Annotated in this window: 5 protein-coding genes; all 5 read left to right on the forward strand. The window is 69.5% G+C overall.

The features are described from left to right. Window positions 1-45: 45 nt before the first annotated feature. Entirely contained in the window at window positions 46-1404 is a 1359-nt protein-coding gene (locus tag ACYR7D_RS21280; RefSeq protein WP_459546292.1) for a cytochrome P450, read from the forward strand. Window positions 1405-1650: 246 nt separating this feature from the next. After that, the gene (locus tag ACYR7D_RS21285) at window positions 1651-3405 is read left to right on the forward strand and encodes a fatty acyl-AMP ligase (RefSeq protein WP_459546293.1); all 1755 of its coding nucleotides are present in this window, start codon (window positions 1651-1653) and stop codon (window positions 3403-3405) included. After that, window positions 3402-6920 (forward strand): thioesterase domain-containing protein, encoded by a 3519-nt coding sequence (locus tag ACYR7D_RS21290; RefSeq protein ID WP_459546294.1) that lies wholly within the window; start codon window positions 3402-3404, stop codon window positions 6918-6920. Before ACYR7D_RS21285 ends, ACYR7D_RS21290 begins: the two co-directional genes overlap by 4 nt. A 118-nt stretch (window positions 6921-7038) precedes the next feature. Continuing rightward, window positions 7039-8583 (forward strand): PfaD family polyunsaturated fatty acid/polyketide biosynthesis protein, encoded by a 1545-nt coding sequence (locus tag ACYR7D_RS21295; RefSeq protein WP_459546295.1) that lies wholly within the window; start codon window positions 7039-7041, stop codon window positions 8581-8583. A 28-nt stretch (window positions 8584-8611) separates the two neighbouring features. Next, complete coding sequence (locus ACYR7D_RS21300; RefSeq protein ID WP_459546296.1) at window positions 8612-14737, forward strand: SDR family NAD(P)-dependent oxidoreductase; 6126 nt, start codon at window positions 8612-8614, stop codon at window positions 14735-14737. Window positions 14738-14748 lie beyond the last annotated feature (11 nt).

Genomic DNA, 14748 nt, shown 5'->3' on the forward strand with positions numbered 1-14748 from the left:
TGTCTACCATAGTTCCTGGACAGTAATCTGGGGAAGGATTTCCACATGACTTCGGTGAAACCGCCGCGAGTGTCCGGAGGCGAACACGAACACGGCCACCTGGAGGAATTCCGCACCGACCCGATCGCGCTCATGCGCCGGGTCCGCGCGGAATGCGGCGATGTGGGCATGTTCGAACTCGCCGGACGCCAGGTCATCCTGCTCTCCGGAGCCGAGGCGAACGAATTCTTCTTCCGCGCCGCCGACGAAGATCTCGACCAGGCCGCCGCCTACCCGTTCATGAAACCGATCTTCGGCGAAGGCGTGGTGTTCGACGCCAGCCCGGAACGACGCAAGGAGATGCTGCACAATTCGGCGCTCCGCGGCGACCAGATGCGCGGCCACGCGGCCACCATCGAGCACGAAGTCGGCCGGATGCTCGCGAACTGGGGTGACGAAGGCGAGATCGACCTCCTGGACTTCTTCGCCGAACTCACCATCTACACCTCCTCGGCCTGCCTGATCGGAACGAAGTTCCGCGAGGAACTCGACAGCCGATTCGCGCATCTGTACCACAACCTGGAACGCGGCACCGACGCGCTGGCCTACGTGGACCCCTATCTGCCGATCGACAGTTTCCGGATCCGCGACGAATCGCGGGCGAAGCTGGTGGAACTCGTCCAGGAGATCATGAACGAGCGGATCGCGAACCCGCCGGCGGGCAAAGCGGACCGCGACCTGCTCGATGTACTGGTCTCGGTGAAGAAAGAAGACGGCACACCGCATTTCAGCGCCAGCGAGGTCACCGGCATCTTCATCTCGATGATGTTCGCCGGTCATCACACCACCTCGGGCACCGCCGCCTGGTCGGTGATCGAACTGCTGCGCCATCCGGAGGTGTTGTCGGGGGTGGTGAAGGAGCTCGACGAGCTCTACGCCGACGGCCGAGAGGTGAGTTTCCACGCGCTACGGCAGATCCCGCGGCTGGAAGCCGTCCTGAAGGAGACGCTACGGCTACATCCCCCGCTCATCATCCTGATGCGGGTGGCCCGAGGTGAGTTCGAGGTGTGCGGGCGGCGGATCGAACCCGGCGACCACGTGGCGGCCACCCCGGCGATCTCCAACCGGCTACCCGAGGATTTCCCGAATCCGGACAGTTTCGATCCCGGCCGCTATATCGACCCCAACCAGGAAGACCTGGTCAACCGATGGACGTGGATCCCCTTCGGCGCGGGCCGCCACCGCTGCGTCGGCGCGGCGTTCGCGCTGATGCAGCTCAAGGCGATCTTCTCGGTCCTGCTGCGGGACTGGGAATTCGAGATGGCGCAGCCGGCGGAGTCCTACCGCAACGACCATTCCAAGATGGTGGTGCAGCTCCAACAACCGTGCCAGGTGCGGTACCGCCGCAGGCAGCGGGAGAGCTAGCCCGAAGTTACACATCCGATCTGCTGGTTTGCGGAATTTCCGCACGGGCACGGTCCGTGCGGTGCGCAGATTTACCGGCGGCGGTGGTTTCGGGCGCCATCCCCTCGGTATCGAACACCGACGGACGAGGCCTGTTCCCAGGCATGGAAACAGATTCGAGCAGACGACGAGTTAACTTGACGCCGCGCGGGATGCCCATGGCTGAACAAGCACTACCTGCCGCCGTGGTGAAAGGATCTGCTCACGATGGAGCCCGAAATCACTGTCGTATCGGCTTTCGCCACCCTCCATGCCGAAGACCCGCAGCGCACATTGTTCGTCTTCGTCGACGAGCACGGCCACGATGGTGAACACCTCACCGTCCACCAGCTCGCGGAGCGCGCACAAGACGTCCGCGCGCTGTTGCGGAGGTCCGGGATCGAACCCGGCGATCGGGTGCTGTTGCTGCACCTGCCCTCGTTGGATTTCATCGTCGCTTTCCTCGGCTGCCTGGCCGCCGGTGTGATTCCGGTTCCCCTCCCGCCACCGAACCCGTTCGCCCTCGCGAAAGAAGTCGGCGCGCTATCGGGTATCGCGCGCGACTGTGGGGCGCGGGCGATACTGACGCACGCCGCCTACCGCACCATGGTCGATGCGGTACCGCTTCCACCGGAAGGACCACAGTGGCCGGAGCTGCCCTGGCTGTGGCCCGGTGATGCCTCGGACCAACAGGACGAGTCACCCCGCTCCTGGTACCGGCCCGCCGATCCGGACGAACCGGCCTTCCTGCAGTACACCTCGGGATCGACGGGCTCCCCGAAGGGGGTCGTGGTCACCCATCGCAATATCCACCACGAACTCGCCGCCCTCGCCGCCGACTTCGAACTCGGGGACGACACCGTCGCGGTCAGCTGGCTGCCACATTTCCATGACCTCGGACTGGTCTGCGTCCTGCTCAACACGCTGGCCGGAAACGCCGATCGCACCTATCTGATCTCACCGCTGCACTTCTTGCAGCGGCCGGCGATCTGGTTCGAGGTGCTCTCCCGGGTCGGCGGCACACATACCACCGCGCCGAACTTCGCCTACGACCTCATCGTCCGCAAGACGACTCCGCAACAGCGCGCCGGCTGGGACCTCAGTTCGGTACGCAGATTCGGCACCGCGGGGGAAACCGTCCTCGTATCGACGGTCGAGGCGTTCTTCGCGGCTTTCGAAAGCAGCGACGCGTCCCGGCAGGCATTCCACCCCGGCTACGGGCTCGCCGAGCACACGCTCAGTGTCACCGTCGGCAGCGGGGGCGCGGTGGCCTTCGACCGTGATCAACTCGAGCAGGGCCGGGCCGTGCCCGCCACCGCCACCGACGGCCGCGAACCCGTGCTTCTGTACGGCAGCGGCCGGGTCACCAAACCGGACGCTCGGGTACGCATCGTCGACCCGGAGACCGGACAACCGTGCGCGCCCGGGGAAATCGGGGAGATCTGGGTCGATTCACCCACCAAGGCCCGCGGCTACTGGTCACGCGCGGAACAGACCCGCGAAACGTTCCACGCTGTGGTCGGTGACGGTGACCCGCGTCGTTACCTGCGTACCGGCGACCTCGGTTTCCTGCACGAGGGTGAATTGTTCGTCACCGGCCGGCTGAAGGATCTGGTCATCGTCCACGGCCGCAACTACGCGCCGCAGGATATCGAGGCCAGTGTCCGCTCCGCTCATTCTCGGATCCGTCCCGGCGGGATCGCCGCCTTCTCGGTACCACCGCTGCCCGGTGCGGCCTCGGAGCGGCTGATCGTGCTCGTCGAGACCACCGGCGCCGAACTCGACGAGGACACCGCCGCCGATATCCGTCGCGCGGTCCGCCGCCGGGTGCGCGACGACCACGGCCTCGCCTGCCATGAGGTGCTCGTCGGCCCGAAACTGGTGCAGAAGACGACCAGCGGAAAGGTCCGCCGTGCCGTGTGCCGCGCGGAGTTCCTGCGCCGGGAGAACGAGGACCGGCCCATCGCGGCGGTCACCCGATGAGTCGTGGCCTGACCTTCTCCGCCGGCGCGAACGATCCTCGGCTCGCCGATATCGACGACGACTTCCAGCAGCTGCTGGCGGAGTTCGCGCAGGTGACGGCGATGGGGAAGCTGACGCGCACCCGGACCTTCCACGCACCCGGGATCGTGGTTCGCGGCCATATCGATTTCTTCGACACCCCGGGTACGCCGGTGCACCCGTTCTTCGCCGGAGGCAGGCGGTACCCGGTACTGGCGCGGTACAGCAACGGTGTCTCGAGCGACGACCTCGCCCCGGGAATCCGCGGGCTGTCGCTGCGCTGGTTCGATCCGGACGGGTCCGGCGATTCGCCGTTCAACCTGACGTTCAACACGGGTTATCGCGTATTCGCCCCGAACGCGTGGACGTTCATGAAGTTCTTCATGCTCCGCGACGACGCGGCGCGCGAAGAGCTCGTTCGCGCCACCCCCGGAGCGTTGGCGCCGGCGCTGGACGCGATCCGGGATCCGCATCCGTACCACCGCTATCACCTCAACTCGCAGGTGCCGCAGCAGTACGTCGACGGGACGGGCCGGCCCTGGCTGGTGCGGTACCGGCTGGTGCCCGGGGAGGATATGCCCGATATCGGCCACCACACGCCCCGGGGATGGGTGGTGCCACCGATCGAACGGTTGATGCGGGCGCCGGGTGAACGACGGTCGTCGACCTTGTTACGTGACGAGGTTCGCCGCATGGCAGCGGAGGGTTCCCTCCGCGGGTTGTTCCAGATCCAGCTGCATCCGCTCGGTGACGACGCCGCGGCGAATCAGGCCGCGCTGTCGCCGTCGGCAGACTGGTCGGCGGCGTCCTATCCGTTCCGGACGATCGGTGAGCTGCGTCTGGATCTGGTGGCGGAGGAGGATCCCGCCGCCGAGTCACCGTTCGATCCGGCGGACGCCCCGCCGGGCCTCGGTATCGCGCTCGCTCGTTCTCCTTTCGAAGCGGCGTCGATGAATCACGCCCGCGCCCTCGTCTACCGCGCCGGATACGCCGCGCGTACCTTCCGGCCCGAACCCGTCGGTACCGGTTCACCCGCGCTGTCCGCCCCGCGCGTCGCGAACGGCGCCGAAGGCGGCCGGACCGTGTGTGTGATCGGCGCCGGGCCGGGCGGTCTGGCCGCCGCGCACGAGTTCGAGCGGCTCGGGCACACCGTGGTGGTGCTCGAGCGGGAGCCGGTGGTGGGCGGTAAATCGGTCTCGGTGGAGGTCGACGGGCGGGCCTATGATCTCGGCGCGCACCTGTGTAACGACCGGTACGAGCACGTGATCGCCCTCGCCGACGAGTTCGGCCTGGACACCGAGGACATCATCGCCCCGCATATCTTCGATACCCGGACCTTCACGGCCGCGATGCCCAGGACGGCGTTCGCCACCCGTGACGTCGTCGGACGATATATGCGGCTGCGCGCCGAAACCTTTCCCGATATCGGCCGTCCGGGTTTGGCGCACTCCGCCCGGGCCCTGGCCGCGCCGACACGAGAGTGGCTGCGCGACAACGATCTCGAGGCGATGGGCACCTCCCTCGGAGCCGTGTACACCTCGGCGGGATACGGCTATCTCACCGACGATCTGCCCGCCCTGTATTTCCTCAAGGTCTCGGAGACGGTGAGTCAGCTGTCGGTCGAGCCGACCCGTACCCGCCACGCCAACGCGTTCACGATCGCCGGTGGCCTCGGCGCGCTGTGGGAACGTATCGCGGCGAAGCTGGCCGATGTGCGGACCGGTGTCGAGATCACCGCGATCGACCGCCGCGGTGACAGCGTGGCCGTACAACTCGCGGACGGCGGGATCGTTCATGCCGACGACCTCGTGCTGGCCGTCCCCCTCGACCGGCTCGACGGGGTGCTGGACATGTCGCTGGCCGAGCGCGCGCTCGCCCGCAAGATCCGGCGCCTGGACTTCTACACCGTGCTGTGCCGGATCACCGGGTTACCCCGCAACGGCCACTACACCGTGCGGTCCGGGGACGCCAGCCCCGGACCGGGGCATTGCGTTTCCTTCCATCACCGCTACCCCGGGACCGATGTCTACATCTGCTACTCCTACGGTGCCGACGGTCTGGGACCCGACGATATCGTGGCGAACCTGCGCGACGATGTGATCGGCTTCGGTGGCGCGGTGACCGAGGTGCTACTGGTGCGGCGCTGGCCGTACTTCCCGCATTTCGCGAGTGCGGATCTGGCCGAAGGTGTCTACGAGAAGTTCGAGGGACGGCAGGGCGTTCGCCGGACCTACCATGTGGGCGGGCTGCTCGGCTTCGAGATGATCGAAACGACGATCGCGCACGCACGCGACCTGGTCGCCGAGCATTTCGCCCCCGGAGATTCCGAGGAGGTGTCGGGCCCGGACGATGGGTCCGCCCCCGTCCCCGGTCGCACTGCCGCGGAGATCAGCGCATGGCTGGTCGGCCGGTTGGCCAGGGAATTCGACCTGGCGGAAACCGAGATCGACCCAGCGGCCTCACTCGATGATTTCCCCCTCGATTCGCTGGCCGTCGCCGCGCTGCACCTGGATCTCTCCGCCTGGCTCGGCTGCCGGGTGCACCCCACGATCCTGCTGGAGAACCCGACGATCGAGGACGCGGCGCGACGGCTGGCCGAGGCGGTGCCCGCCGCGCCGAGCACCGCCTCGGCTCCGGCGCCGGTCCCGCTGCTGGCCGTTCCGTTGACGCCGCCACGCCCCTTCTTCTGCATACCCGGGGTGAACGGTATCGCCTACCAGTTCCGGACACTGGCCGCTGCCCTCGGCCCGTGGTGGCCGTTCACCGCGCTGCGGGCACCCGGTCACGACGGGGCGGAGCCGACCCTGAACACGGTGGAGGCGCTTGCGCAGCGCTACCTCCGGGATATCCGCGCGGCGCAGCCACACGGGCCGTATCTGCTCGGTGGATATTCGCTGGGCGGGTTGATCGCCTACGAGATCGCCTGCCGGCTGCGTGCTGCCGGGGAGGAGGTCGGCGAGGTCGTGCTGATCGACACCTACGTTCCGCTGGCCGGCCAATCCACACCCCCCTGGGACGAGCGGGCCGCCTTGGACGAGCTTGCGGCGATGGTGCGGGCAGCGGCCGGTGCGTCGGGGAACGAGCTGGTCCTCGATCCGGAGCTGCCGCTCGAACAGCGGCGCGACGCGGTATGTCAGGAGTTGACCAGAAGCCGGGGCAGCGGCGCCCGCCGTCAATTGGAGTTCATCCTGCGGGTGTACCAGGCGAACCTCGAAGCGAACATCGGCTACCGGCCACCGCGCTCAGATCTGCCCGTCACCCTGCTGCGGGCCGAGGGCGCGTTTCCGATCGTCTTCGGCCCGGAGCGCGGCCCCCGGGTACCGCTCGGCGACCCGACCCAGGGCTGGGATACGGTGCGGACCGGCCGGTTCCGGGTCGTGGATGTGCCCGGCAACCATTTCACCATCCTCTCCGAGACCCGGGTGGGCGAGTTGGCCGACGCACTGCGCGAGGTGCTCACGGACCGGCGGTGGGCACTATCGGAGACCACCCGGTGACGGCACCCCGCAACCCGAGACCACGACCCGGCAACCACGACGCTTTCCGTTTCGAAACCGGAACCGCGGAGGCGTGCGCGATGCCTACCTACGGCCGGGCGCTGCCGGAGACGGCGTCATGACCGCGTCGGTACCCGCGATAACGCTCGACCAGGTCGTTCGGCGGATACGGGAACATGTGCACGTCGTGGCCGAGCCCACGGGTGGGATCACCGCGGTGACGGGCGAGCCCGAGGGGCATCGGGTGCTCGCCACCCTGCCCCCGCTGTACCCCGAATGGCTGGGCGACCGGTCGTTCAACGAACGGCACGGCACTCGTTTTCCGTATGTGGCGGGGGAAATGGCCAACGGGATCGCGACAGCGGAGCTGGTCGTCGCCATGGGCAAGGCCGATATGCTGGGCTTTTTCGGTGCGGCGGGCCTGCCCCTGCCTCGGGTGGAGCAGGCCATCACCACCATCCGGGCGGCTCTGGGCAGCCGGACCAACTGGGGTGTGAACCTCATCCACGCACCCCAGCATCCGGAATGGGAACAGGGTATGGCGGATCTGCTCATCCGCGAAAACGTTCCCACCGTATCCGCGTCCGCGTTCATGGATCTGACGCCGCCGGTGGTGCAACTCGCCACGAGTGGCCTGCGCCGCGCCGGGGACGGCCGTATCGTCCGCCCCCGGCAGGTATTCGCCAAGGTTTCCCGGCCCGAGGTCGCCGAGAAGTTCCTCTCGCCGCCACCTCCGGGGATACTGGCCATGCTGTGCGCGCAGGGCCGGCTCACCGCCACCGAGGCGGAGTTGGCCGCGCACGTTCCGGTGGCCGAGGACCTGACCGTCGAGGCCGACAGCGGCGGGCACACCGACAACCGGCCGCTGGTATCGCTGCTGCCGCGGATACTCGCGCTCGCGGCGCGGGTCGCCGCACGAGCCGGGTACCGGCGCCTCGTGCGGATCGGCGTGGCCGGCGGTATCGGCACCCCCCACAGTGTGGCGGCGGCGTTCGCGGCCGGGGCCGCCTACGTCGTGACCGGATCGGTCAACCAGACCTGTGTCGAGGCAGGGGTTTCCGCGGCGGCCAAACAGCTACTCGCGCAGGCGGATATCGCGGATGTGATCATGGCGCCGGCGTCGGATATGTTCGAACTCGGCGTGAAAGTGCAGGTGCTGCGCCGCGGGACACTCTTCGGTAACCGCGCCAACCTGCTCTACGAGCTCTATCGGGACTTCGAGTCACTCGAAGCGATTCCCGCACCGGAACGCGACAAATTGGAGCGGACGATCTTCCGGGCGCCGCTCACCGAGATCTGGGAGCGAACGCGCCGTTACTGGCTCGACCGTGATCCCGCCGAGGTCGCTCGCGCCGACACCGAACCGAAGCACCGCATGGCACTGGTTTTCCGCTGGTACCTGGGCCGGTCCAGTTGGTGGGCGATCGAAGGGGACGACTCCCGGTGCGCCGACTACCAGCTGTGGTGCGGGCCGGCGGTCGGCGCGTTCAACGACTGGGTGGCGGGCAGTTTCCTGGCCGACCCCGCGCAGCGCCACGCCGTGCAGGTCGCCCGCAATCTGCTGGAGGGCGCGGCCGTACTCACCAGGGCGCACCAGCTACGTACGTACGGGGTGCCGGTGCCGTCGACCGCGTTCGATTTCGCGCCCCGACGACTCGTGTAACGAAAGCTCGACCGAAAGAAGCCCGACCATGTCCGAAAGTGCTGCCAGGACCGTACCGCCGGTCGCCATCGTGGGTGTCAGCGCTGTACTCCCGGGCGAGCCCGGCGCGGACGGGTTCTGGCGAACGGTCGTCTCCGGCGCCGATCGAGTGAGCGATATCCCGGCGACACACTGGCTCGTCGACGACTACTTCCACCCCGACCCGGCGGCGGCCGACAAAACCTACGCCCGGCGCGGGGCTTTCCTCTCGCCGGTGCCGTTCGATCCGCTGGCCTTCGGTATTCCGCCGAAGGCGATCGAGGCCACCGATACCAGTCAGCTGCTGGCGCTGGTCGTGGCCGAACGCCTGCTCTCCTCGCTCGAACCGCACCGGATGTCCGGTGTGGACCGGGAACGGGTCAGCGTTGTCCTCGGCACCTCCGCGTTGGAGTTGTTGACCACGATGGCCGCGCGGATGGAGCGTCCGGTGTGGCTCGCCGCGCTGCGCGAGAGCGGTATCCCCGAGGACCGGGCCCAGCAGATCTGCGACCGGATCGCCGAGCACTACGTGCCGTGGCAGGAGGCAAGCCTGCCCGGCATGCTCAGCAATGTCGTCGCCGGCCGGATCGCGAACCGGTTCGACCTGCACGGCAGCAACTACACCACCGACGCCGCCTGTGCGAGTTCCCTGGCGGCGCTGTCGAGCGGGATCAACGAGCTCGCGCTGGGGCAGGCCGATCTCGTGGTGACCGGTGGGGTGGACACCCTGAACGATCCGGTCACCTATACCTCGTTCAGCAAGACCCCTGCCCTCTCACCGACCGGGGACTGCCGCCCCTTTTCCGCGGACGCCGACGGCATGATCCTCGGCGAGGGCGTGGTGATGTTCGCGCTGCGGCGGCTGGCCGACGCCGAACGCGACGGCGACCGGGTCTACGCGGTGATCCGGGGTATCGGTACGGCGTCCGACGGACGTGGTGGCGCCATCTACGCGCCCCGGTCCACCGGGCAGGCGCGGGCGCTGCGGCGTGCCTACGCGATGGCCGGCTACGGCCCGGACACGGTCGAGCTGGTCGAAGCGCACGGAACCGGCACCGCCGCGGGGGACGCGGCCGAGGTCGCCGCCCTGCGGACGGTATTCGGTGAGACCGGCCGCGCCGACACCGGATGGTGTGCGCTGGGATCGGTGAAATCGCAGGTCGGGCATACCAAGAACGCCGCGGGCGCGGCCGGGCTGCTCAAGGCGGCGCTGGCACTGCACCACAAAGTCCTGCCGCCGACCATCAAAGTGGATCGGCCCAACCCGGCGCTCGGACTGCGCGACAGCCCGTTCTATCTGAACACGACGGCACGCCCGTGGATCAGTGACGGCAGCCACCCTCGGCGGGCCGGTGTGTCCAGTTTCGGGTTCGGCGGCACGAACTTTCACGTCACGCTCGAGGAATACGTGCCGTCGACAGGGTCGGCACGCCCGGCCGCGCGCATGCGCGCGGCCGGGAGCGAACTGGTACTGCTGTCCGCGGATTCACCGGCCGCGCTGGTGGCCGCGGCCCGCGCGCTCGCCGACACGACGGACGGAGTGGTCGCCGTAGCACGAAGGACCCAGCAGACCTTCGACCCGGCGGCAGCCGCACGCCTCGGCGTCGTCGTCACCGGCGACGATCTCGCGGCGACACTGGATGCTGTGGCCGACCGGATCGCGGCGCGACCCGCGGAATCGTTCGCGGGCCCCGGTGGGATGTACTACGGCGCGCAGGTCGCCGAACCCGGGCCGGTCGGGTTCCTGTTCTCCGGTCAGGGAAGCCAGTACATCGGGATGGGCGCCGAACTGGCCATGACGTTGCCGGCCGCGCGGGAGAGCTGGGATGCGGTCGCGGCCCTGGACCGCTCCGGCGCGGAGCCGCTGCATCGGGTCGTATTCCCGCCGCCGGCGTTCACCGCGGAGGAACGCGCGGCGCAGCAGGCCCGGCTCACACGGACCGAATGGGCGCAACCGGCGCTCGCCGCGCAGAGCCTGGCCGCACTCGCGGTCCTGGATACGCTCGGCGTGCGGCCGGAGGCTCTGGGCGGGCACAGTTTCGGCGAACTGGTCGCCTTGCACGCGGCGGGGTGCTTCGACACCGCGACATTGCTGAAGCTGGCCCGGCGGCGGGGCGAACTGATGCGGGACACCGCGACCGAGCCGGGTGCCATGATCGCGGTGCTCGGCACCCTCGCGGAAGTTCGGGCGTTGGTCGAATCCGCCGCGGACAACCGAGTGTGGGTGGCCAACCACAACGCACCCGGACAGGTCGTCGTATCCGGTGCGGTGCGCGCGGTGGCCGCGTTCGAACAGCAGGCGACCGCGGCCGGGCACACCGTACGCCGCGTCGCGGCGGCGGGCGCGTTCCACACCCCGCTCGTCGCCGCCGCGGCCGCGCCGTTGCGGGAAACCCTCGACGCGGTTGCCGTGCGGGCCCCGCGAATTCCGGTGTACGGCAACGCCCGCAGCGAACCGTACCCGGCCGATCCGGACGCGGTGCGGGCCGGTCTGGCCGAGCAGCTCGCGGTCCCGGTCCGCTTCGTCGATCAGATCGAAGCCATGTACACGGCCGGGATCCGGACGTTCATCGAGGTCGGTGCGGGTGCGACGCTCACCCGGCTGGTGGGTGAGGTCCTTGCCGGACGCGAGCACCTGGTGGTGAGCCTCGACCGCGCGGCCCGGGGGGCCGACAACCTGCACGATGCTTTGGCGCGGTTGGCCGTCGGGGGTCTGCGCATGGACTTCGAAGCATTGTGGAGCGCCTACGACCTACAACCGGAGGAGGAAAAAGTGAGCAGCGAGCCGTCTCCGGCAGCCGTGAACTTGCTCGGCACCAATTACGGCAAGCCCTACCCACCGGCGGGCGGCTCGGCCGCTGTGCCACCACCGAACCCGCCCGCGTCCGCCCCGCCGGCCGGTCACGAACACCCGGTGCCCGCAGACACCGGGTTCGCCGGCGAGTGGACCGCGCCGCAGGCGCCCCGGGACGGATCGGTATCGACGGCATACCGCGACGGATTCGTCTCGCCGCCCGCGAGCAATGGGCTCGTACCGGCGACCGCGGCACCCCCGTCGAGCCGGCCGGCCGCGACCGGTTCCGAATGGCTCGATGCACTCCGCGAAACACAACGGCTCGCCAGCGAAGCCCACAGCGCCTACCAGCAGACGATGACGGAATCGCATCTGGCGTTTCTGCGTATGTCGGAAGCCGCTCTGCGTATGTCGGAAGCCGCGCTGGTCCAGCTCGCCGGCGGAACACCCCCCTCGGCGTTTCCGCCACCGGCGGCCGCGCCGCCGGATCACCGGCACCCGACGAGCGCGCCGGCTCACCATCCCGCGGCGGTATACGGAACCGCCGCGCCGGACCATCATCCTTCGGTGGCATACCGAACCGCCGCGCCGGACCACCGCCCGCCGACGGCGAACGGCGCCCCCGGACCTGCCGCGATCGCCCGCGCACTACCGCAGGGCGAGCCGATGCCGGCCGCTCCCGCTATCCCTCCCGCCGCACCCGAGATCCGTGACCCGCAGCCGTCGCCGGCCGATGCGCCGGCACCGGACTCCCCCACCTCGGTGGATGTGGCCGGTCTGCTGGCGGTGGTGGCGGAAAAGACCGGCTATCCCGCAGATGTGCTCGATGTGGATATGGAGCTGGAATCGGATCTGGGTATCGATTCGATCAAGCGGGTGGAGATCCTGTCGTCGGTGCGGGAGCGTTTCCCCGGTATCCGTGAGGTGGATGCGGTCACACTGGGCTCGGCGCGAACCCTGGCGCAGGTCGCCGGATTGCTCGGTGCCGAGGACTCGCCGGAGGCGGCCGTTCCGGCGGGCGAACCACCGCCGGGCGATCTCCCGGCACCGCCCCTACCCATGGCCGGCGCGTTGCCGGCGGAAACCTTCCTCGACGACGCCGGTATGCCGCCGCTGCGGCTGACGGTCCGGCCGGCCCCGCGCGTAGCGCCGGGGCTCGCACTGCCCGGTCTGCTCGGCAGCCGGGTGGCCGTCACCGGCGGTACGCCCGGTATCGCGGATCTGCTCGCGAAAGAACTCGTCGAATCCGGAGTGGACGCCCGCGTCGCCGCCGGGCCCACCGCCGATATCCATGGCCTGATCCACCTCGGCACGCTCGGCACGACACCCACTGTGGACGCGGCGCTCACCGCCGACCGGGATGCTTTCCGGCTGGCGCGGTCCTTCGTCGCCGAGCGGAGCGCCGGGCCCGCGTTCTTCGTCACCGTCCAGGACACCGGAGGCGACTTCGGCCTGTCCGGTATCGCACCGGCCCCGACCGGTCTGGCCGCTCTGGCGCGGACGGCCGGGCGGGAGTGGCCCGACGTCACCGTGAAGGCGATCGACTGCGATACCCGCGGCGGCACCGACGCCGAGATCGCGCGGATGATCGCGGGAGAACTGCTCGGTGGCGGTACCGAGACCGACGTCGGCCTGGCCGTGGACGGTACGCGGACCGTACTGGAAACCGTCCCGGTCACGCCGGACCGGGCACCCGCAACGGCAGTCGGGCCGGATTCGGTGATCGTGGTGAGTGGTGGGGCACGCGGGGTCACCGCCGCGGCCGTCCGGGCACTCGCCCGGGCCGCTGCGCCGAAGTTGGTCCTCCTCGGCCGGACACCGCTCACCGACGAACCCGACTGGCTGTCCGCGGCATCCGAGGAGACAGCGGTCCGGGACGCCGTCATAGCGCGGCTGCGGGCCGAGGGAACCACGCCCGATCCCCGGCGCATCCGGGCCGAGGTCGGCGCGGCCCTGGCGGCCCGGGAGATCCGCGAAACGCTCCGCGCGGTGGAAACCGCCGGCTCCCCGGTGCGTTATGTGGCCGTGGACGTGACCGACACCGAAGCCGTGCGCACCGCCCTGGCCGGTATCCGCGCCGAATGGGGACCCGTCACCGGGCTCGTGCACGGCGCGGGTGTGCTCGCCGACAAAGCGATCGGCGACAAGAGCGATGAGCAGTTCGACCGGGTCTTCGAGACGAAGGTCGGTGGACTGCGTTCGTTGCTCGCCGCGGTCGACGACGATCCGCTCGAACTGCTGTGCGTGTTCTCCTCGGTGTCGGCGTGCTACGGCAACGCCGGTCAGAGCGATTACGCCATGGCGAACGAGGTGATCACCCAACTCGCCGCGATCCAACAGCACCGGCGGGCGGGCTGCTCGGTGCGGGCCATCGCCTGGGGCCCCTGGGACGGCGGCATGGTGGACCGAACGCTCGCCGCGCACTTCGACGCCGCGGGTATTCCCTTGATATCACTGGCGGATGGTGCCGCGGCCTTCGTCGAGGAGCTGAGCGAAAAGGGCGGCCCCGGCTGTGTGGTGCGGGCGGCGGGACACCCGGTCCCGGCCTCGGCCGAGGCTCGCGGCACCGGCGGAGACCTGGCCGTGACGGCCCGCGACCACGAGTACCTTGTCGATCACCGGATCGGCGGGGTGCCGGTGGTGCCGGTGGCACTGGTACTCGAGTGGTTCGCCGGTGTCGCGCGGGCGGCCCTGGCGGGCGGCATTCTCACCGTGTCCGGTCTCGAAGTGCTGAGCAAGATCGCGCTCGACGATTTCGCGGTACGCGCCACGCTCGTGCGGCTGGTGGCCGACCGTCCGGACCCGGCGGGCCCGCTGCTGCTCACCGTATCCGGCCGGGAGGGACGCCCGCATTTCCGGGCGCGGGCCACCGTATCCGGCACCGCGCCGCAGCGGTGGACCGAACCGACCGGCCTGCACCCGCTGGGCCGGGACATCTACGACGGGAAAGTGCTCTTCCACGGACCCGCGTTCCAGGTTCTCACCGGTGTCGACGGTGTCGCCCCGGCCGGCGCGGCAGGCGTGGTGACCGGCACCCGCGACCGGAACTGGCCGCGGGCCCACCGGCATACCGACCCGGCCGCGGTCGACGGGGCGCTGCAATTGGCGACGCTGTGGGCCGAGCACGTGCTCGGGACCGCCGTGTTGCCCATGGGAGTCGCGGAGTTCCGGCTGTTCGTCCCCGGTCCGCTCGACGGCGCGGCGCGCGTGATCGTGCGCGCCGGCCGGACAGTGGGACACAGCGAAGCCCACTGCGATGTCCAGGTCCACACGACGGATGGACACCCGCTGTTCGAACTGGGTGGGGTCCGGCTCATCGCCCGGCCCGATATCGCCGGTTAGGAGGAGCCACA

It is taken from the genome of Nocardia sp. X0981 (genome assembly GCF_977089955.1).

Coding starts and splice junctions, on each gene's coding strand:
- ACYR7D_RS21280 (WP_459546292.1), top strand. CDS start 46: ATGACTTCGGTGAAACCGCCGCGAGTGTCCGGAGGCGAACACGAACAC.
- ACYR7D_RS21285 (WP_459546293.1), top strand. CDS start 1,651: ATGGAGCCCGAAATCACTGTCGTATCGGCTTTCGCCACCCTCCATGCC.
- ACYR7D_RS21290 (WP_459546294.1), top strand. CDS start 3,402: ATGAGTCGTGGCCTGACCTTCTCCGCCGGCGCGAACGATCCTCGGCTC.
- ACYR7D_RS21295 (WP_459546295.1), top strand. CDS start 7,039: ATGACCGCGTCGGTACCCGCGATAACGCTCGACCAGGTCGTTCGGCGG.
- ACYR7D_RS21300 (WP_459546296.1), top strand. CDS start 8,612: ATGTCCGAAAGTGCTGCCAGGACCGTACCGCCGGTCGCCATCGTGGGT.